The sequence below is a fragment of the Streptomyces sp. NPDC032091 genome (assembly GCF_055580265.1).
This window is the reverse complement of the sequence record NZ_JBVILR010000040.1, coordinates 1-19013: the sequence shown is the minus strand read 5'-3', so window position 1 is coordinate 19013 and position 19013 is coordinate 1. Positions and strand designations below refer to the sequence as shown.

Annotated in this window: 20 protein-coding genes and 1 pseudogene; 2 read left to right on the top strand and 19 right to left on the bottom strand. The window is 72.8% G+C overall.

The genetic code is table 11. From position 1 onward, the window contains the following. Positions 1 to 6: 6 nt before the first annotated feature. The 18 genes and pseudogenes from ACZ5NJ_RS36900 to ACZ5NJ_RS36815 form a co-directional block, all read right to left on the bottom strand. Positions 7 to 987 carry an alpha/beta hydrolase gene (locus tag ACZ5NJ_RS36900; RefSeq protein WP_468771043.1) on the bottom strand — a complete coding sequence of 327 codons (981 nt, stop codon included), beginning with the start codon at positions 985 to 987 and terminating at the stop codon, positions 7 to 9. A 72-nt stretch (positions 988 to 1059) separates the two neighbouring features. Then, positions 1060 to 1578, bottom strand: a complete 519-nt coding sequence (gene cpt / locus ACZ5NJ_RS36895) for a chloramphenicol phosphotransferase CPT (RefSeq protein WP_468771075.1) — start codon at positions 1576 to 1578, stop codon at positions 1060 to 1062. A gap of 18 nt (positions 1579 to 1596) precedes the next feature. Next, positions 1597 to 2031, bottom strand: a pseudogene (locus ACZ5NJ_RS36890) (GNAT family N-acetyltransferase); the annotation flags it as partial. Positions 2032 to 2079: 48 nt separating this feature from the next. Then, positions 2080 to 3384 (bottom strand): helix-turn-helix transcriptional regulator, encoded by a 1305-nt coding sequence (locus tag ACZ5NJ_RS36885; protein WP_468771041.1) that lies wholly within the window; start codon positions 3382 to 3384, stop codon positions 2080 to 2082. A gap of 175 nt (positions 3385 to 3559) precedes the next feature. After that, positions 3560 to 4231: an OmpA family protein gene (locus ACZ5NJ_RS36880; protein WP_468771040.1), complete on the bottom strand. Its 672-nt coding sequence runs from the start codon at positions 4229 to 4231 to the stop codon at positions 3560 to 3562. Between the two features lie 4 nt (positions 4232 to 4235). After that, the gene (locus ACZ5NJ_RS36875; RefSeq protein WP_468771038.1) at positions 4236 to 4826 is read right to left on the bottom strand and encodes a hypothetical protein; all 591 of its coding nucleotides are present in this window, start codon (positions 4824 to 4826) and stop codon (positions 4236 to 4238) included. A gap of 30 nt (positions 4827 to 4856) precedes the next feature. Beyond that, complete coding sequence (locus ACZ5NJ_RS36870) at positions 4857 to 5504, bottom strand: pilus assembly protein TadG-related protein (RefSeq protein ID WP_468771037.1); 648 nt, start codon at positions 5502 to 5504, stop codon at positions 4857 to 4859. A gap of 5 nt (positions 5505 to 5509) precedes the next feature. After that, positions 5510 to 5755 carry a hypothetical protein gene (locus ACZ5NJ_RS36865; protein WP_468771035.1) on the bottom strand — a complete coding sequence of 82 codons (246 nt, stop codon included), beginning with the start codon at positions 5753 to 5755 and terminating at the stop codon, positions 5510 to 5512. A gap of 110 nt (positions 5756 to 5865) precedes the next feature. Continuing rightward, entirely contained in the window at positions 5866 to 6552 is a 687-nt protein-coding gene (locus ACZ5NJ_RS36860; protein ID WP_468771033.1) for a response regulator, read from the bottom strand. Further along, positions 6552 to 7835 carry a sensor histidine kinase gene (locus ACZ5NJ_RS36855; protein WP_468771031.1) on the bottom strand — a complete coding sequence of 428 codons (1284 nt, stop codon included), beginning with the start codon at positions 7833 to 7835 and terminating at the stop codon, positions 6552 to 6554. The genes ACZ5NJ_RS36860 and ACZ5NJ_RS36855 overlap by 1 nt, the downstream gene beginning before the upstream one ends. A 2-nt stretch (positions 7836 to 7837) precedes the next feature. Beyond that, complete coding sequence (locus ACZ5NJ_RS36850; protein WP_468771030.1) at positions 7838 to 8740, bottom strand: DUF5936 domain-containing protein; 903 nt, start codon at positions 8738 to 8740, stop codon at positions 7838 to 7840. A 19-nt stretch (positions 8741 to 8759) separates the two neighbouring features. Then, entirely contained in the window at positions 8760 to 9698 is a 939-nt protein-coding gene (locus tag ACZ5NJ_RS36845) for a type II secretion system F family protein (protein WP_468771029.1), read from the bottom strand. Beyond that, positions 9695 to 11041 (bottom strand): CpaF family protein, encoded by a 1347-nt coding sequence (locus tag ACZ5NJ_RS36840; RefSeq protein ID WP_468771027.1) that lies wholly within the window; start codon positions 11039 to 11041, stop codon positions 9695 to 9697. Before ACZ5NJ_RS36840 ends, ACZ5NJ_RS36845 begins: the two co-directional genes overlap by 4 nt. Continuing rightward, entirely contained in the window at positions 11038 to 11373 is a 336-nt protein-coding gene (locus tag ACZ5NJ_RS36835) for a TadE/TadG family type IV pilus assembly protein (RefSeq protein WP_468771025.1), read from the bottom strand. The genes ACZ5NJ_RS36840 and ACZ5NJ_RS36835 overlap by 4 nt, the downstream gene beginning before the upstream one ends. A gap of 38 nt (positions 11374 to 11411) precedes the next feature. Further along, positions 11412 to 11783, bottom strand: coding sequence for a TadE/TadG family type IV pilus assembly protein (locus ACZ5NJ_RS36830; RefSeq protein WP_468771023.1), 372 nt, complete (start codon positions 11781 to 11783; stop codon positions 11412 to 11414). A 3-nt stretch (positions 11784 to 11786) separates the two neighbouring features. Then, positions 11787 to 13061 (bottom strand): AAA family ATPase, encoded by a 1275-nt coding sequence (locus ACZ5NJ_RS36825; RefSeq protein ID WP_468771021.1) that lies wholly within the window; start codon positions 13059 to 13061, stop codon positions 11787 to 11789. A 7-nt stretch (positions 13062 to 13068) separates the two neighbouring features. Further along, complete coding sequence (gene cpaB, locus ACZ5NJ_RS36820; RefSeq protein WP_468771020.1) at positions 13069 to 13770, bottom strand: Flp pilus assembly protein CpaB; 702 nt, start codon at positions 13768 to 13770, stop codon at positions 13069 to 13071. Between the two features lie 39 nt (positions 13771 to 13809). Further along, positions 13810 to 14700 carry a hypothetical protein gene (locus tag ACZ5NJ_RS36815; RefSeq protein ID WP_468771018.1) on the bottom strand — a complete coding sequence of 297 codons (891 nt, stop codon included), beginning with the start codon at positions 14698 to 14700 and terminating at the stop codon, positions 13810 to 13812. Positions 14701 to 15095: 395 nt separating this feature from the next. On the opposite strand from ACZ5NJ_RS36815, the gene ACZ5NJ_RS36810 reads away from it, so the two are divergent. Beyond that, the gene (locus ACZ5NJ_RS36810; protein ID WP_468771016.1) at positions 15096 to 16793 is read left to right on the top strand and encodes a chitinase; all 1698 of its coding nucleotides are present in this window, start codon (positions 15096 to 15098) and stop codon (positions 16791 to 16793) included. Positions 16794 to 16930: 137 nt separating this feature from the next. Next, positions 16931 to 18268 (top strand): M14 family metallopeptidase, encoded by a 1338-nt coding sequence (locus tag ACZ5NJ_RS36805; RefSeq protein WP_468771014.1) that lies wholly within the window; start codon positions 16931 to 16933, stop codon positions 18266 to 18268. A gap of 61 nt (positions 18269 to 18329) precedes the next feature. Here ACZ5NJ_RS36805 and ACZ5NJ_RS36800 read toward each other — a convergent pair whose 3' ends face one another. Continuing rightward, complete coding sequence (locus tag ACZ5NJ_RS36800) at positions 18330 to 18737, bottom strand: RidA family protein (RefSeq protein WP_468771012.1); 408 nt, start codon at positions 18735 to 18737, stop codon at positions 18330 to 18332. Between the last annotated feature and the right edge of the window lie 276 nt (positions 18738 to 19013).

Below are 19013 nucleotides of genomic sequence, written 5' to 3'. Positions count from 1 at the left end.
CCGACGCTACCCGGCCGCGGCGACGGCCAGGAACTCCCGCTCGCGCGCCAGTTCCCGTTCGGTGATGGTGAGGGGGAAGAGGGTGAACCCGTGCATCGCGCCCGCCACGACGGCGAGTTGGACGGGCGCTCCGGCTGCCTGCCAGCGCCGGGCGAGGAAGAGGGAGTCGTCGAGCAGGGGGTCCTCCGTGCCGACGACGATGCGTGCGGGCGGCAGGCCGGTCAGGTCGGCGTAGAGCGGGGAGAGCCCGGGGTCGCGGCGCTGCCGGTGGTCGGTGCCGGGGGAGAACAGCTCGTAACTGCCGCGGAGGGAGTCCGTGTTGCTGAGGAGGGGGCGGGGGCCGAAGGCGCGCTGGCTCGGGGTCATGCAGAGGTCGTAGGGGCCGAAGAGGAGGTGGGCGGCGCGGAAGGCCCCGGCGATGCCGTGGCGGTCGCGCAGGCGCAGCAGGGTCAGGACGCTGAGGTGGGCGCCGGCGGACTCGCCGCCGATGAGGAGGCGGTCGGTCCCGAACTCGGTGGCGGCGTGCGCGACGAGCCAGCGGGCGACGGCCTCGCAGTCGTCGGGGCCGGCGGGGAAGGGGTGCTCCGGCGCGAGCCGGTAGTCCACGCTGACCACGGCCAGCCGGGCCTCCTCGGCGATCCCCCGGAGCCGCTCGTCCTGTCCGTCGGCGGAGCCGAAGGACCAGCCGCCGCCGTGGATGTGCAGGTACACCCCTTGGGGCCGCCCGGCGTCCGGCACGAAGGTCCGTACCCGCACCCCACCCGCGACGACCCGGTCGTGCCCCTGCGGCAGGCGCACGGGCGGCGCGTCGCCGGCGAGCCGGTTGCGGCGCAGCCGCGCGAGGAGTTCCGGGTCCACGACCCGTCCGCGGGCGGGGAGGCTCGCGGCGGCGGCCTCGAACCGCTCGTTGAAGGCGAGGGTCTCGGCGAGGACGTCCTGGTCGGTGAGGGGCAGCAGCGGCATCGGGAGCGGTGTCTTCGTCGTCATGCGGACAGCTTCGGGGCGGTCCGCGACAGCCCCGTGTCACCCTTTTCAGGTGACCCGGGTCACACCGGGGCCTCAGGCGCGGGCGGCGATGGCACGGGCGCACGCCAGGGATTCGGTGCGCGTGGTGTCGACCTCCAGGTCGTAGACCACGCCCCGGTGGACGGCGTCGGCCTGGGCGGCGGCCATGCCGGAGGGGCGGTCGCCGCGGGCGATCTCCCGGGCCGCGGCCACCTCGCCGTCGCACCGGACGCCGACCCACAGGACGTCCAGCCCGTCCAGGGCCTTCCGCCAGCGCTGCTGGGACGCGGGCCCGCCGAGGAACACGTCGTCGACGACGATCCGGGCCCCGGCGCGGGCCATGGCGGCGATGCCCTCGGCCCAGGCGGCGTCGAGGGTGCGGAAGGCGTCCCCGACGAGCACCTCGCCATCGGGGGCGAACCCGATCCCGGCGTCCGGGGTGCGCAGGGAAGGCGGCAGGGCGTCGACGAGCGTGTCCACGCCGAACGCCAGCCAGGGGTCCGGCAGCACGGCCTGCAGACAGCGGACGATCCCGGTCTTGCCGGAGCTGGAGCCGCCGTTGAGGACGATCACCTGTGCCGGGGCGTGCGTACGGAAGCGCAGCTCGGGGCGCTCCCAGGTCACCTTCGGCGGCGAGGGGGCGACCGTGCCCACCCGCTCGGCGCCCAGGCGCCGGTAGAACAGTTCGGCCGGCGGGTGCGCGACGACGCGTACGTGCGCCAGGCCCGCGCTCCTCGCCCGGTCGCGCATGTGGCGTACGAGGAGCCGGCCGATGCCCGCGCCCTGCGCCTCGTCCGCGACGAAGAGCAGGTCGAGTTCGGCCTGCTCCAGGACGAGGGAGTAGAAGCCCAGGATCCGGCCGGCGGCCGGGTCGACGGCCGCGAAGACCTGGTGGCGCTCGATGGAGGCGGGGGTCACCCGGTAGCCGGCGACGATCGCGGCGTACGGCCCGGAGTAGGCGCCGGACCCCTGCACCAGTGCGGTGAGGCGTTCGGCGTCCGGTGCGGTGGCACGCCTGATCGTCATGGGCTGCTGCATAGGAGGAAGTATAGGGGCGCAACTGGCCTACGGCTCTTACGAGATGGGCCCGTCCGGCCCGGTCTCCTGCTCCCTCAGCCGGGCCCGGTAGGCGCGTGCACGGCAGCGAGGCGAGCAGTGGCGGGGCGGACGCCCGCCGGCCCGGCCCGGGCCCGCGGCGGGCGCGGCCACCACCCCGCCGCACCCGGGACACTCCGGGACGCCGTCCGCCACCACCGGGGCGACGGCGGCGTCCGCGCCGGGCGGGGGGCCGTCCCCGGCGGGCGGGGCCGGGCGGTCCGGGTGGTCCGGGTGGTCGGTCAGGCCCTGGCGTTCGGCGATGACCCCCGCCTGGAACCGGCTGTGCGCACCGAGCCCCTCCAGCAGCTCGGAGACGTGACGGCGGCAGGTGCGCAGGGATATGCCCAGGCGGCGCGCGATGGATTCGTCCTTGAGCCCCTTGGCGAGCAGCACGAGGATGCTCTGCTTGATCGTCTTGGACACGTCGTGCGCGGCCTGCGGCCCCGTCGCGAACGGCGCGGCGTTCCCCCAGTCCCGCTCGAAGACCTCCAGCAGATAGGCCAGCAGGTCCGGCTCCCGGATCAGCAGCGCACCGCCCGACCTGGCCGGCAGCAGAGCCAGCGACCCGTCCACCACGATCATCTGCGGCAGCACCTCCGGCAGCGTCCGGATCTCGGCGCCCGCCCCGATGAGCCGCTCCGCGTGCAGCCGCGTGGGCTGGTCGAAACGGGTCGCGTGCTGGTACAGGCTCCGCATCCGGATGCCGCGCCCGAGCAGCGCCAGGTCGCGCGGCAGCGCCTCCCGCAGCGCCGCGGGCGGGAACGAGCCGCCGTGCTTGGAGATCAGCACCTCGCTGCGGCAGGAGTCGATCACGTCCGACAGCAGCGCGCGGACCGCGAGCTTGTCCGGGAGGTGGTCGATGGTCCCCTGGGGGAAGGCGTGCTGGCGGGCCTGGAGGTAGACCGGCATCAGCGAGGCCAGCCCGTCGCGCTGGAGTTGGATGCGCCGACGCTGTTCCCGCAGCGCCTCCTCCTGCGCGCGCAGGGCGGCGTCACGGTCCGCCAGCAGGTGCGCGGTGGCGGCCTGGGGGCTCACCGGCTGCCAGCCGGCCGGCTCCTGCGACCCGCCGTCGGCGGGGAGTTCCGTGAGGAGGCAGGACTCGGTGAGGGACCGTACGGCCACCAGACAGTCCTGCGGGCTCACTCCGGTCTCGGCGGCCGCCTGCGCGAGGGTGGCGGGGGTCAGGCCTTCGTGGATGACCGTCCACCGGTAGAGCAGGACGGCCGCGCCGTCGAGGCCGGTCGCTTCGGCCGCCGCACCGGGTCCGCTGTCCGTCCGCATCGCCTGCCTCCTCCACGTGCCTGGCAGGATCATGATCCCTCTTCGGGGATGCGTGTGCCATCCACGCACCGGCAGGGACCAGGAGAGCCCCGCCCGCCGTGGTGGGCGGCGGCGGCGCCGCGTGGTTGTGGGCCCGACCCGGTCGCGGCGCACTCCCGTACGGGGCGGCGCTGGCTCAGCCGGAGCCGGACGCGCCGGACGCGCCGGACGCGCCGGACGCGCCGCGGGGGAAGGTGATCTCGACGCGGCGGTTCTTCTTGCGGCCTTCCTCGGTGCTGTTGTCGGCGATCGGGTAGTCCTCGCTGTAGCCGCGGACGTCGTAGGTGACGCCGGGGTTGGTGACGGTCTTGGCCAGCTCCGCCTGGACGGCGTCGGCCCGCTGCTTGGACAGCTCCTTGCCGTGCTCGTAGCTGCCCTGGTCGTCGGTGAAGCCGAAGACGCGGATGCGGGTGGCCTTCTGGGTGTTGATCTCCTGCGCGATGGCCTGGATGCGGGCGGCGGCCTGGGCGTTGAAGACGGCGCTGTTCTCGGGGAAGAGGACCTCCGACTGGAGGGCCATCATCACGTTCTGGTTGGTCTCCTGCCGCCGCTGCTCCCCGCCGAGGTCCTCGACGACCTCGGCGATGTCGAGCACCTTGACGGGCGCGAGGGTCCCGCCCTGCGGGATCTTGAGCCCGGGGGCGTTGGAGTCGATGGCGACGGGCGCGGCGGGGGAGGGCTCGGTGCCGGGGGGTACGGAGGGTTGGGGGCCATCGGCGTGGGCGCTCGTCGCGCCGAGGAGGTGCACGCCCGCGATGACGAGAGCGGTGACGGTTGTGGCTGCGGCTACACGGTGGCGTGTTGTCATCGGGTCACCCGGAAATTTTGACGGTGGCCGAGGTGAAGGTGGGAAGACTGAACTCCACCTCGGTGGTGGAGGCCGGTGGTGCCGGGAACTGTGCGAAGAAGGGTACGACCTGGCCGGGGTCGACGCTGGAGATACCCGTGGTGCACAGACACCTCGACTCGGTGTCCCGAAGCACGTAGTAACGCTTCTTGCCCACCTTGTCGACGAGAGTCGCACCCGCCACCGACTCTCCGCTTCCCTTCAGCTCGATCCCGCGCCAGTCCGACGTGCGGGTGAAGGCTTGGGTGCCCGTGTTCTTGATCTGTCCGTTGACGGTGATGAAGCCGCCGGCATCGCGGCGCACCGAGTTGATGACCAGGGCCATCCCGGCTTGCCCGTTCAACGTGGCGATCACCTCGGTCGGCTCCGGGCTCTGCCCGTTGCTCGGCGTCGACCCCTGGTTGCCCGCCCCCTGGGACTGTGGCGGCGAGGACTTCGCAGGGCCCTTCGCCTTGTCGTCGCCGCTGCCGCCACATCCGGCCAACGTGAGGGCGAGAACCGCCGCAACCGCAACGGCCGCTCCCCCGCGAACCTTCACCGTTTGCCGCATGCTCATGTGCGCTGCTTCCTTGTCCGTTGCTCGCTGTTAGTCGGTCAGTCGCACGTCGAAGAGGCCTCTTGCCAACGTGCGCCAGGGATCGGGCTTGGCGGGGTCGAAGGTGATGTCCTTCCCCCCTTTGCACTGGATCTTCACCGAGGGGGGCATCGGACTACCGCCTCCAGGAGGCGGAGTCGGCTGTCCGGTGGACGTGGAGGGCGCCGGAGAAGGCGTGGGCGACTCACCGAGATGGCAACGCGGTTCGATCTCAGCCGTGGCTCTGGCCGTCCCGTGCATGCCCTCGGTTTCTGGAATCACCGAGCTCCCCACCGTCCTCGCGGTCTCCACGGCGACGGTGAAACTGAGCCCGCTGGACGTGCACGACGCCTTCGCGTCGTTCTTCCCGGCGAAGCTCTCGGCCTTCTCGCAGCCCCCGCCTCCGAACCGGTTGCCCTTGAGTACCTCGATCCAGTCCTTCGGTTGCAGCTCGGACAGGACCAGCCCCGGGAGCAGGTGGTCACGCGCGTCCTGCGCCGCAGCCAGCGCGGCAGCGTCGGCGGCACCCTGCGCATCGCTGCGGGTGACGGACGCCTGACCGATGACGAAGAAGGCGAGGGCGGCGAACAGCAGGCCTGCCACCATGACCACGTAAATGGGGAAGGCCTGCCCTCGGTCACCGCCGCGCGTCGCGCGCAACGCCGCTATCCCGCCTTGATGTTCTTCACCGCGTCCTTGATCCTCGACGTGATCTCGGAGCCGATGCCGGAGCCGACGATCGCGCCGATGATCACCACGACCACCAGGATGATGCCCAGGTACTCGAACGCGGTCTGCCCCCGGTCGAGGTTCGCGTACCGCTTGCGGATCCGGGACACCGCCGTGTCCGTCCAGCCGGCCAGGCGGATCTTCGCCCCGACGGACGCCTTCAGCAGCGAGTTGTGTGACATGGGGGTTCCCTCCCGGGCCGGTGCCGCTGTCGATTTGCGGACCGTACGGCGCGTGACGGGTGATGACCAAGGGTCCCGGGGCCCAATTACGGACCCACTGCGCACCGTGTCTACCCATGTCCACTCACCCCCGGACGGGCGGTTCCCAGCCAGTGGGCTATCGCTTCGCTTCGGGTGGTGCTCTGGAGCTTGGCGAAGATGCGGTTGATGTGGTTCTTCACCGTCTTCTCGCTGATGAAGCACGCCGCCGCGATCTGCTGGTTGCTCATTCCGGACGCGATCAGGTCCATGATCTCCACCTCTCGCGAACTCAGCCCAAACAACGCCGAGTTGTTCAGCCGCTCCCCCGGCTGCGTCACACCGCGTTGCGGTTGCGACGAGGCGCGGAGGTCGGTGAGGAGGGTTGCGGCCGGGGAGGGCGTGAAGTGGGGGCGGCCCTCGCGGACGTCGTGGACCGCCCGCACCAGGTCGTCCGGCGTGAACTCGCCGTGGACCAGGTAGCCGCCCGCGCCCAGCAGCAGCGATTCCCGGACGATGTCCGACTCCCGGCTGTACGTGAGCATCAGGACCGGCGCCAGGCGGACCAGGTGCGGGAGGGCCGAGATGCCGTCCACGCCCGGCATGCGGACGTCCAGGAGGATCAGGTCGGGGGCGTGCCGGCGGGTCAGGCTGAGGGCCTCGCGGCCGTCCGAGGCCTCGGCGGCCACCTCGATGCCGCCCGCCGCCGCCAGCAGCGCGGCCAGGCCGGCCCGTACGACCGGGTTGTCGTCGGCGATCAGGACGCGGAGGCCGGGCATCAGGGGCTCCCTTCGAGGGGGAGGGTCAGGTGGACGCGGGTTCCTGGGGCGCCGTCCGGGCGGGGGCCCAGGAGGAGGTCGGCCCCGATCGCCGCCGCGCGTTCCCGCATGCCGCGCAGGCCGTAGTGGCCCGGGGCGGCGGCGGGGGGCGCTCCCCCGGCGGCCCCGGCGGCTCCGGCGGGGAGGCCCCGGCCGTCGTCGGTGACGGTGAGGGTGAGGCGGGCGGGGGTGGTCGCCGCCGTCAGGGTCACGCGGGTGGCCCGGGCGTGGCGGCGGGCGTTCTCCAGGGCCTCCGACGCGATGGCGAGCAGGTGGTGCGCCACCGGCGCGGGGAGCACGGGCAGGGGGCCCTGGGCGTGGACGGTCGTGCCCGGGCCGGCCAGGCGGTGGAGGGCCGGCAGGAGGGGGACGTCCGCGAGCGGCTCGCGCAGGTCCGTCAGCAGCGCGCGGGACTCCGCCACCGCACGGCGCGCCGCCACCGCCAGCAGGGCGGACTGGACGCGGATCACCGCCGGGTCCTGCGCGAGGGTCAGGGCGTCGGCCGTCAGGGCCAGGCCGTGCAGGGTCTTGGACACCGAGTCGTGCATCTCCCGGGCCAGCCGCTCCCGTTCGGCGCGGACGGCCTCCGCCGCCGCCAGCTGGGCCCGGGCCTCGGTGAGGCGGACCAGGAAGTCGCGGACCGAGGAGCCCGCCGCCCCCGACAGGACGCACAGGAGGCACAGCAGCAGGCCGCCGCCCAGCGCCGCCACCACCGCCGTCTGCGCCGCCGCGTACACCGCCGAGCCCCGCCAGCCGTAGACCAGCCCGGCCAGCAGTGGGGTGCCGAGGGCCACCAGGCCGAGCGGCGAGGCGGGGGTGGCGGTGATCAGCAGCAGGGTGCCCAGGGCCATGTCCGCGGCCAGCAGCCAGCGGTGGCGCAGCAGCAGCGGACCGCAGCGCTCCCAGTCGCGGAAGAGGGCGTAGGAGAGCATGAAGGTGCCCACGACCGCCCCGGACACCAGGTACGTCGCGGCGCCCGGGGCCGTGCGGGACAGGGCCAGGGGCGCGCCCAGGGGGATCATCACCAGGCGGAGGGCGAAGACCTGGCGGCAGAGGGACCGCAGGGCGTTCGCCCGGAGCCGGAGCGGAGAACCGGGGGCCGCCGCGGGAGCGCCGGCGGAGGGGAAGGGGAGCGGCCCGCCGGGCGGGCGGCCGGCGGCGGGGAAGGCCAGGGCGGTCGGGGAGGCCGGGGAGGCCGGGGAGGCCGGGGAGGCCGGGGAGGCCGGGGAGGCCGGGGAGGTCATCGTCAGCCACCGCCCAGCAGCGCGCCGAAGTCCACGTTCGCGCCGTAGACGAAGCCGCAGACCAGCAGGATCAGGGTGCCGGGCAGCATGAACATCGTCACCGCGAACGTGGCCTTCGGGACGGCCCGGGCGGCGCGGCGGCGGGCGTTCTGGGCGTCCGTGCGGCGCATGTCCTCGGCGATGGCGATCAGGGTGTCGACGATCGGGGAGCCCAGTTCCTCGCCCTGCTGGAGGGCGGTGACGAACTGGGCCACCTGTTCGCTGTCGTTGCGGCGGCGGAGCTCGTCGAAGGCCTGGCGGCGGCTCACGCCCATGTCCATCTGCTGGAGGGTGATGCGGACCTCGTCCGCCCAGGGGCCCTCGTACTTGGCCGCCACGCGTTCCAGCGCCTGCCGGAAGCCCAGCCCCGCGCTGACGACGACCGCGAGGACGTCGAGGAAGTCGGGCAGGGTGCGCTCGATGTCGTCGCGGCGGACCCGGATCGCCGACCACAGGCCGGCCTCGATCCAGAACAGCCCGAACGCGACCATCAGGAGCGCGGCGACCAGCTGGCCGTTGAGCAGCATCGCGAAGGCGCCGAGGGCGCCCAGGAAGCCGTACACCGCGCGCCGGGCCGCGTACCGGTCGATGGTGAGGCCGGCCGGGTTGCCGGCCCGGTCGATCTGGGCACGCTTGCGGGCGACCTGACGGGGGCCCATCAGCCGCAGCACCAGCGGCGCCCAGCGGATGCCGAGGCGGTCGACCAGCGAGCCGACGGCCGTCGTGCGGGAGGAGCCGACCTCCAGGGCGAGCGCGAGGTCGGTGGGGAGTTCCACGTCGGCGCGGTAGAGCCGGATGCCGTGGAGGACGCCGAAGACCGCGAGGGCGGCGGCCGCGGCGAGGAGGACCGGAAGGTAGGGGTTCATGGGTGTCGTCGTCCTCCCGTCAGACGTCGATCTTCGACAGGCGGCGGATCAGGACGAAGCCGAGCGTGAAGAGGCCCAGCGCGATCAGCACGGCGGTCTGTCCGATCAGGGCGCCGGTCATCCGGTCCAGCGCGCCCGGCATCATCGTGTCGACCAGCAGCAGCGAGCCCAGGCCGATCGCCGGGACCAGGTAGGCGGTGACGGTGACCTGGGAGAGCTGCGTACGGATCTCCCGGCGCGTCTCCTTGCGCTGCTCCAGGGTCACCACGAGGTTGCGCAGGCTCCCGACGATGGCGCCGCCGGCCCGCGCCGACAGGACCAGGGTGGAGACGAGGACGACCAGTTCGCGGGAGGGGAGCCGCTCCACGATCTCCCCCAGCGCCTCCTCGATGGAGTGACCGACCGCGAGCCGGTCCGCGACCCGGGACAGCTCCTCCCCCGCCGGGGCCTCCAGTTCCTCCGCCGCGATCCCGATGGCCGTCCGCAGGGCGAGCCCGGCCTGGGTGGCGTTCGCGAGGATCCGGGCGAGCTCCGGCAGCTGGTTGATGAACCGCTCGGTGCGGCGGGTCCGCTGCCAGGTGAGGAAGGCGTTCGCGGCCCACAGGCCGATCAGGCCGGCGACCGGCCCGAAGAAGGGGGCCAGGAGGGCGGCGGCGACCAGCCACACGCCGGCGACCGCCATCAGCACGTACGCGAAGAACTCGCCGGGGGTGAGGTCCAGGCCGGTGGTGCCGAGCTTCACCTCGATGCGCCGGCCGAGCTTCGTCCGGCGCAGGCGCCGGTCGAGGCCGGGGAAGCGGCGCCGGCGGCCGGGCGCCGGCGGGGCACCGTCGGCGGCGAGGCGTTCGACGAGGGCGGCGCGCTGGGCGAGGCCGGCGGAGTAGAAGTGCACCCCGAGGGAGACGAACAGGCCGGCCAGCAGGGTGGCGCCGAGGGTGAGGAGGACGAGGTCGGTCACAGGACGGTCCGGGAGGTCAGCGGGTCGAAGCGGTCCTCGGGCGGGGCGACCCCGAAGGCCTGGGGGATCGGCTGGTTGTTCATGTGGAGGCGCTCCGCGATCCGGCGCGGGAGGGGGGCGTAGGCGAAGTGGCCGTGCACGCGCCCGTCGGCGGCCATGGGCTGGGCGAGGAAACGGCAGACGGTGGTGATGCGGAAGGGTTCGCGGCCGTGCGAGTCGAGGATCGAGATCTCGGTGATGCGGCGCGATCCGTCCCCGAAGCGGGTGAGCTGGACGATGACGTTGACGGCGCTGTTGATCTGGTCCTGGAGCGCCTCGAAGGGGATCTCGACCTCCGACATGGAGGCGAGCGTCTGCAGGCGCATCAGCGCGTCCTGGGAGCTGTTGGCGTGGACGGTGGCGAGGGAGCCGTCGTGGCCGGTGGACATGGCCTGGAGCATGTCGAGGGTCTCGCCGCCGCGGACCTCGCCGACGATGATGCGGTCGGGGCGCATGCGCAGGGAGTTGCGGACGAGGTCGCGGATGGTGATCTGGCCCTTGCCCTCGACGTTGGCCGGGCGGGATTCGAGGCGGATGACGTGCGCCTGCTGGAGCTGGAGCTCGGCGGAGTCCTCGATGGTGATGACGCGCTCGCCCTCCGGGATCAGACCGGAGAGGGCGTTGAGGAGGGTGGTCTTCCCGGTGCCGGTGGCGCCGGAGACGATCAGGTTCATCCGCGCCTGGACCATCCCGGAGAGCAGCAGCAGCATCTGCTCGTCCAGGGAGCCGAGGGCGATCATCTCGTGCAGGGTGAAGGCGCGCGGGAAGCGGCGGATGGTGAGGGTCGCGCCGGTGAGGGACAGCGGCGGGATGATGACGTTGACGCGCTCCCCGCTGGGCAGGCGGGCGTCGACCATCGGATTGGCCTCGTCTACGCGGCGGTTGACGGTGGAGACGATGCGCTCGATGGTCTGCATCAGCTGTTCGTGCGAGGCGAAGCGGATCGGGAGCTGCTCGACCCGGCCGGCGCGTTCGACGAAGATCTGGTCGGGGCCGTTGACCATGATCTCGGAGATGGAGGCGTCCTCCAGGAGCGGTTCGAGCACGCCGAGCCCGAGGGCTTCGTCGACGACGCGGCGGATCAGCTGGGCGCGCTCGGCGGTGGAGAGGACGGGGCCCTCGCGGCTGATGATGTGGCCGAGGACCCGCTCCAGGCGGGCCCGGCGCTCGGCGGGGGCGAGCGCGGACATCTCGGCGAGGTCGATCTCCTCCAGCAGCTTGGCGCGGTAGGAGGAGACGAGACGGCCGTCCTCGCGGGGGCTGTGGCGGTCGTCGGGGGTGGCGACCCGGGAACGCAGGCTCATGGGCTTCCTCCGGTCGGATCGTCGTTCGGCATGACTGCGGTGGCCTTGGCGTCGTCGATGCTCAGCCCGGGCACGATGCTGTTGATCTTGATCGTCACGGTGGCGGTGACCGCGTCGGCGTCCTTGGCCACCTCCACCACGGGAGCGAGGCCCCCGCGGACGGCGGCCGCGCCCGCCGCCTTCCCGCCCGAGCCCTTGCGGGCCTCCACCCGGGCCGCCGTACGGGCGGCGGTGTCGGCCTGTTCGTGGACGTACGCGATCCAGCCCAGCTGGATCCCGCACAGCGCGACGAACAGCAGGATCGGGATGAAGCCGATGTACTCCAGGGCCACCTGGCCCCGGTCGGCGCTATGCCGCCGCCGGTACCGGTTCACGGGGCCTCCTTCTCCATCGCCGCACCGCCGGTGCCGCTGAGCTCGCCGAAGTTCAGGCCGGGGTAGAGGACCGGGATGTGGAGCGTGACGGTGGCCTTGTAGACGTCCCCGGCCGGGCCGCATTCCGCCTCCATCCCCCACTCGCCCCCGATGTGTTTCCCGGCGGCCGCCACACAGGCGCCGTCCCCGTGCACCGCGCCCGCCCGCGCCCCCTCGTCGGCGGCGTTCCCGGCCAGTGAGAAGGCGTACCCGATCAGGACGCACTCCCACACCGCCGCCAGGATCAGCAGGATCAGCGGGACCATGCCCACGAACTCCAGGGCCACCTGCCCCCGGTCCCTCCCCCGCTCCCCCGGCCACCGGCGCATCCGTCAGCCCTCCCGGCCGCGGCGCAGCCGGGCCACCGGCCCCGCCGAGCGGACCGCCAGGGCCGAACCCGCCGGGGCCCGCGTCCCGGCCGCGGACCCCTGCTCCGGGGCGGCCAGCAGTCCGAGCTCCCCCGCCAGCGCCCACAGGGCCTGCTTCACGGTCGAGCGGTTGTCGAGGTCCTGCACCCGGCCCGCGTCCACGACCCCCTGGAGCTCCTTGAAGGCGGCGGGGACGGGGGTGCGGGTGGGGCGGGTCCTGGTGATCTTCTCGATCAGGGAGGGCTGGATCTCGGTCTGCTTGCTCCACCGGTTGACGACCATCGCGGTGTCCTCGGGTTTGCGCACCTGGAGCCGCTCCCACATCCGGACCATCCGCTTGGCCGCGCGGACGGCGACCACGTCCGGGGTGGTGACGAGGACGGCCACGTCCGCCTGTTCGACGGCGGTGGCGTTGGCGCCGGTCACCTGGGTGCCGCAGTCGACCACGACCAGCTCGTAGCGGGCGCGCAGGGCGCTCAGCACCTGGCGGGTGGCGCGTTCGTCGAGGTCCTCGCCCCGCTCCCCCTCCGCGGGGGCCAACAGCAGGGCCAGGCCGGTGCGGTCCTCGTAGACGGCGTCCTGGAGGACCCGGGGCGAGATGTCCTGGATACCGGCGAGGTCGGCGATGGAGCGGCGGAACCGGACGTCGAGGTAGGAGCCGACGTCCCCCGCCTGGAGGTCGAGGTCCACCAGGGCCGTGCGGCGTCCCGAGGCGGCCGCGGCCAGGGCGAACTGGACGGCGGTGAAGGTGGTGCCGACGCCGCCCTTGGCGCCGGTGACGGTGACCACCCGGCCGCCCGGCCCGGAGACCGCCTCCGCGCCACGGCCCAGGTGGCGGCGTACGCCGGCCGACCACTGGGCGGCGGCGCCGACCCGGGCGGCGAGCTCCTCGTAGTGCAGGGGCAGCCCGACCAGGCCCCGGGCGCCGGAGTCCATGGCGGCGGAGAACACCTGCGGCCCGGTGTCCGAGGAGAGCAGGACCACGCCGACGGCGGGGAAGCGCAGCGCGACCTCGCGGACGAGTTCCAGCGCGGGGACGGGCCCGATCCGCTCGTGGACGAGGACGACCTCGGGGAGTTCGTCGACGGAGTCGGCGGCGAGCCGGCCCAGGGCGTCGAGGAGGGAGGTGGAGTCGGGGACGGGCGGGGCGGGTTCGGCGTCGGGGAGCTGGCTGAGCAGGGCGACGATGGAGCGGGCGGCGTCGGCGTCGCCGGCCGCCGGGAGGATTCGAGTGGTCATCCGCGCCTCACTTGTCCCCGTCGAGGGTGTACGTGCGGTCGGCCGGGCCGGGGGCGGAGTCGGTGCCGGGGGCGACGAGGGCCAGGCGGACGTGCTCCGCGAAGGACTCGGCGTAGGCGACGCGCTGGGTGTCCTTGGTGTTCAGGGCGAAGGTGATCGGGACGGCCTCGGCCGGGCCCTTCTTGTCGCTGTCCTTGTCGAGGGCGGTGAGCTTGCCGACGCCCAGGACCCGGGCGTTGGCGACGATGATCACGGAGCGGGCGGGGTCGGACTCCTTGGCGCCCTTGAAGGTGGCGATGATGTTGACCTTGGCGCCGGAGGTGATCTTGCCGGCCACGCCGGTGGCCGCGTCGATCATGATGGCGATCTCCTGCTCCCCCGCCTGGAGCTGCGGTTTGTCGACGAACATGTCGCTCTGGAGCAGGGAGCCCTTCTTCAGGGTGGTGAGCGCGATCTTGCCCCGGAGGGCCCCGAGGTCGCTGACGGCGGTGTCCGACAGCCAGCGCTTGGGGACCTTGACCTCCTCGAACTGGCCGGCGGTGAGGGCGCTGTAGGGGGCGATGTCGCCCTTGACGCGGTACGCGACGACCTCGGCGCCGACCTTGGAGTTGACGTCGCCGATCACCACGAGCACCCCGGCGAACGCCGCGAGGGCGCACAGGACCGACAGGAGCAGCAGGATGACGCCGCGGCGCTGGCGTGAGTTCATGAAGCGTCGTACCTCGCCGTTCTTCGTTCGTTCGGGCGGTCAGGAGCCGGCTGTGGCGTGGGGCCGGGGGGCGGTGCCGTGGTCGGGCGGTGGTGCGGAGAGCGGGGCGGAGCAGAAGCCGCAGCGGTCGCCGATGAGCTCGAAGCCGCACCAGTGGCACTGCTCGCGGCGGACCGAGGCGACGAGCTGGTAGAGGACGGAGACGTCCGGGATGGCGGCGGCGAACTCGACCAGCCTGGGGGTGGCCCACCAGCGCGGCGAGTCGGCCGGGAGGGGGTTCTCCATGACCCCCCGCACCTTCCAGGCGGGGGCGAGTTCCGCCGCGACCCAGTCGGAGGCCAGCTGCCCTCGGGCGAAGGTCAGGTGGGTGGCGAAGGCGGGGCCGGGGGGCAGGACGCCGCCGTGGGCGGGGGCCGCGGAGGCCCCGAGCCGGGCCAGGTGCGGCTGCGGGTGGGCGAGTACGGCGAACTGGGCGCTCGGTGACCAGGAGCGGGCGTGGGCCTTGAGCCCGACGGGGATCCGGTCCAGTTTGGCGACGCTGCCGAGCAGCGCGCCCGCGTAGACGTAGTGGGACAGCAGCCGGGCGGCGGAGGCGAGCACCCCGGGGCTGAGGTCGCTGACGGTGAGCTGGCGCAGCTGACGGGCCAGCACGGCGGTGCCCAGGGGCGGCAGGTCGATGTCGAGGAGCGCGATCCGGTCGGTCTCCAGGATGGCCCGTACGGTGTGCAGCCGGCGGACGGTGGCCGGGGGCAGCCAGGGCGGTACGAGGGCCACGAGGTGGCCGTGCCGCTCCAGCAGGGCGGAGGTCTCGGCGAGCGCGCCCTCCAGGTCGACCTCGCCCGGCGGGCGCAGGATGGCGGCGCCCGGGGTGTGCCGGTCGGGGGCCGGCAGTACCAGGTCGGCACTGGTGACAGCGATGGCGGTCGGCATGCGGATCCCCCCGTTCACCCTGTACGCGCCGGCCGTTCCCCGGGCCGTCACGTACGCGCGCGCACGCCCCTGGCGTACGCGCGGTACTGCGCGACCGCAAACGCCCGACGCGCCTTCCCCCTTGCCCCAGCACCATATCCGCGTCACCCCTGGCAGGTCAGGGGCTTGGGGATTCCCGTGCCGGAAGCACATGTCAGAGGTGGCGAAAACCTGGACAACCGGGGTCCGGAAGCCGTTCGTTTCAAGCCACTTCGCAAACACTCTTGACACCAGGATTGGTCTGGACCAACTTGGCTGCACGTCAGCCCTCGGTCGCGGGGAACCCCACTCCCCGCCCTCGGACCCTTTTCGAACTCCCTTCCGCTCCACCCCTTCACTCCCCCCACGGAGCCCACGTGAACCGCATACGCTCCCTCGCCCTGTCGCTCGCCGCGGCCCTCGCCGCCGGCGGCCTCACCGCCCTGGCGGCGGCCCCCGCCCAGGCCGCCGACGTCAACGTCGCCCGCAACGGCGGCTTCGAGTCCGGCCTCGCCGACTGGTCCTGCTCGGCGGGCTCGGGCACCGCCGTCTCCTCGCCCGTCTACGCCGGCTCGGGCGCCCTGCGCGCCACCCCGGCGGGCCAGGACAACGCCCAGTGCGGCCAGACCGTCACGGTCAAGCCGAATTCCACGTACACCCTCAGCGCCCAGGTCCAGGGCTCGTACGTCTACCTGGGCGCGACCGGCACCGGCACCCAGGACGTCTCCACCTGGACCCCCGGCTCGGGCGGCGGCTGGCAGAAGCTGTCGACCACCTTCACCACCGGCCCGAACACCACCAAGGTGACGGTCTGGACGCACGGCTGGTACGGCCAGCCGGCCTACCTCGTCGACGAGTTCAGCGTCTTCGGCCCCGACGGGGGCGGCGGCACCGACCCCGGCCCGAGCCTGCCGGGCGCCCCCTCGGCGGCCACCGTTTCCGGCCAGAGCGCCAGCGGGCTCACCCTTTCGTGGAACGCGGTCGGCGGGGCGAGCGGCTACTACGTGTACCAGGACGGCGCCCGCGTCCAGACGGTGACCGGCACCTCCACGCAGATCGGCGGCCTCGCCGCGTCGACCTCGTACTCCTTCCAGGTGAGCGCCTTCAACGCGGCCGGCGAGGGCCCCAAGTCCCCGCCGGTGACCGGCACCACCACGGGCGGCGGGGGCAACCCGAACCCCAACCCGTCGGTGCCCAAGCACGCCCTGACGGGCTACTGGCAGAACTTCAACAACGGCGCGACCGTCCAGAAGCTCTCCGACGTCTCCGCCCAGTACGACATCGTCGCCGTCTCCTTCGCCGACGCCACGACCACGCCCGGCGCGATCACCTTCAACCTCGACTCGGCCGGCCTCGGTGGCTACACGGTGGCCCAGTTCAAGGCGGACCTCGCCGCGAAGAAGGCGGCGGGCACGTCCGTCGTCCTCTCCATCGGCGGCGAGAAGGGCACGATCTCGGTCAACGACTCCGCCTCCGCCGCGAACCTGGCGAACTCGGCCTGGGCGCTCATGCAGGAGTACGGCTTCAGCGGGATCGACATCGACCTGGAGAACGGCCTCAACCCCACCTACATGACCCAGGCCCTGCGCTCCCTGGCCGCGAAGGCGGGCCCCTCGCTGGTCCTGACGATGGCCCCGCAGACCATCGACATGCAGTCCACCCAGGGCGGCTACTTCAAGACCGCGCTGGCCGTGAAGGACATCCTCACCGTCGTGAACATGCAGTACTACAACAGCGGCGCCATGAACGGCTGCGACGGCAAGGTCTACTCCCAGGGCTCGGTGGACTTCCTGACGGCGCTGGCCTGCATCCAGCTGGAGGGCGGCCTCGACCCCTCGCAGGTGGGCATCGGCGTTCCGGCCTCGCCCAGCGGCGCGGGCAGCGGCTACGTCTCGCCGACCGTCGTCAACAACGCCCTGGACTGCCTGGCGCGCGGGACGAACTGCGGGTCCTTCAAGCCGTCGAAGACCTACCCGGGGCTGCGCGGGGCGATGACCTGGTCGACCAACTGGGACGCCAAGGCGGGTAGTACCTGGTCGAACGCGGTGGGTCCGAAGGTCCACGGGCTGCCGTAGGCGGTAGGTGTGTGGGGGTGGCTGATTCGGTCCGGTGCGCCCGGCCGGGTACGCCTGGCGCTATTGACCGTGACATGCCACAAGAGCACGCTGTGCGCGTCCGCACGGCTACCCCCACACTCCACCCAGGAGAACGCATGCGGCTCCACACCCGCCGGAGGGCCGCCGTCACGGCCGCCCTGCTGGCGCTCGCGCTCGGCGCACCCGCCTACGGCATGAGCGCGACGGCAGCACCGCCGCCCACCCCCTCGACGGCCACCCAGGACGAAGCGGTCGTCCAGTACGAGATCCAGGGCCCGTCCACCGCCGTCGAACGCACCGCCCTGCTGAGCAGCGGGGTCTCCATCGACGAGGTCGACGCCCGCTCGGTCGTGGTCAGCGCGAACGCCGCACAGGCCAAGGCCCTGCGCGCCCGCGGCTACAAACTGACCGCCCTGGCCGGGCCGCCGGACCGCTCCGAGCGCGGCGTCGCCAACCGCCCGATGGACTTCCCCTCGGCGGACTCCAAGTACCACAACTACGCCGAGGCGAGCGCCGAGATCGACCAGCGCATCGCCCAGTACCCCGGGATCATGAGCAAGCAGGTCATCGGGAAGTCGTACCAGGGCCGGGACATCGTCGCGATCAAGATCAGCGACAACGTCGGCACGGACGAGAACGAGCCCGAGGTGCTCTTCACCGCCCACCAGCACGCCCGCGAGCACCTGACCGTCGAGATGGCCCTGTACCTGCTCCAGGAGTTCGGCTCCAAGTACGGCAGCGACTCCCGGATCACCAACATGGTCAACAGCCGCGAGATCTGGGTCATCCCGGACCTCAACCCGGACGGCGGCGAGTACGACATCGCGACCGGCTCCTACCGCTCCTGGCGCAAGAACCGGCAGCCCAACTCCGGCTCCACGGCCGTGGGCACCGACCTCAACCGCAACTGGGACTACAAGTGGGGCTGCTGCGGCGGCTCCAGCAGCAGCAAGAGCTCCGAGACCTACCGCGGGCCGGCGGCCGCCTCGGCGCCCGAGGTCAAGGTGGTCTCCGACTTCGTGCGCAGCCGGATCGTCGGCGGCAAGCAGCAGATCAAGGCCGCCATCGACTTCCACACCTACAGCGAGCTCGTGCTGTGGCCCTTCGGGTGGACGTACAACGACACCGCGCCGGGCCTGACCGCGGACGACCTCGCGGTGTACAAGAAGATCGGCACGAGCATGGCCGCCAGCAACGGCTACACGCCGGAGCAGTCCAGCGACCTGTACATCACCGACGGCACGATCGACGACTGGCTGTGGGGCAACCAGAAGATCTTCGCCTACACCTTCGAGATGTACCCGTCCGACACCGGCGGGGGCGGCGGCTTCTACCCGCCCGACGAGGTCATCGACCGTGAGACGGCGCGCAACAAGGACGCGGTGCTCCAGCTGCTGGAGAACGCGGACTGCATGTACCGCTCGATCGGCAAGGAAGCCCAGTACTGCGCGTAGGCGCGACCGGGTGGCCCGGGGCGCCCCACCGCCAGGGGGGCGCCCCTCCCTCGCGCTGCGGTCAGCCGAGCACCGCGAGGGCGTCGATCTCGATCAGCAGGCCCGCGGGCAGGCCGACGTACACCGTGGTGCGGGCGGCGGGGACCTTGACGCCCTGCTCGTCGAAGTACGCGTTGTAGATCTCGTTCATCTCCGCGAAGTGGGCGGTGTCGGTCAGGTAGACGCGGATCATCATGGCGTCGTCCCAGCTCGCGCCGCCCGCCTCCAGGACGGAACGGACGTTCTCCAGCGTCTGGAGGGTCTGCTCGCGCAGCCCCGGCCCGGCGGTGACGGGCGCCTGCCCCTCGACGGCGGGCAGGTAGCCGACCTGGCCGGCTACCTGGAGGATGTTGCCCTTGCGCACGCCGTGCGAGAACTTCGCGGGCGGGGCGGGGTGGGACTCGGGGGTGACGGCGGTCTTCTCGCTCACGGGGTCCTCTGGTGGGGTCGACGGGATGTGCTGCCTCCCCGATGGTGTCAGCGCCACGACCCGCCGACGGCCACCGTTCGAGCGTTCCGCTAGGTCGTCTCTTTCGGATCTTGCCGGTCAAGCCCGCGTCGTCGGGTGCCGTGCATCGCCGCCTTGGCGGGGCGCCGCCGTACTGGACGTACTTGGTGCCCCGCCAAAGCGGCGAGGTGCGGTGCCGGGCGGCGCGGGCCAGGCAAGATCCGGAAGAGACGGCCTAGGCCGCCCCCTCCTCATCTC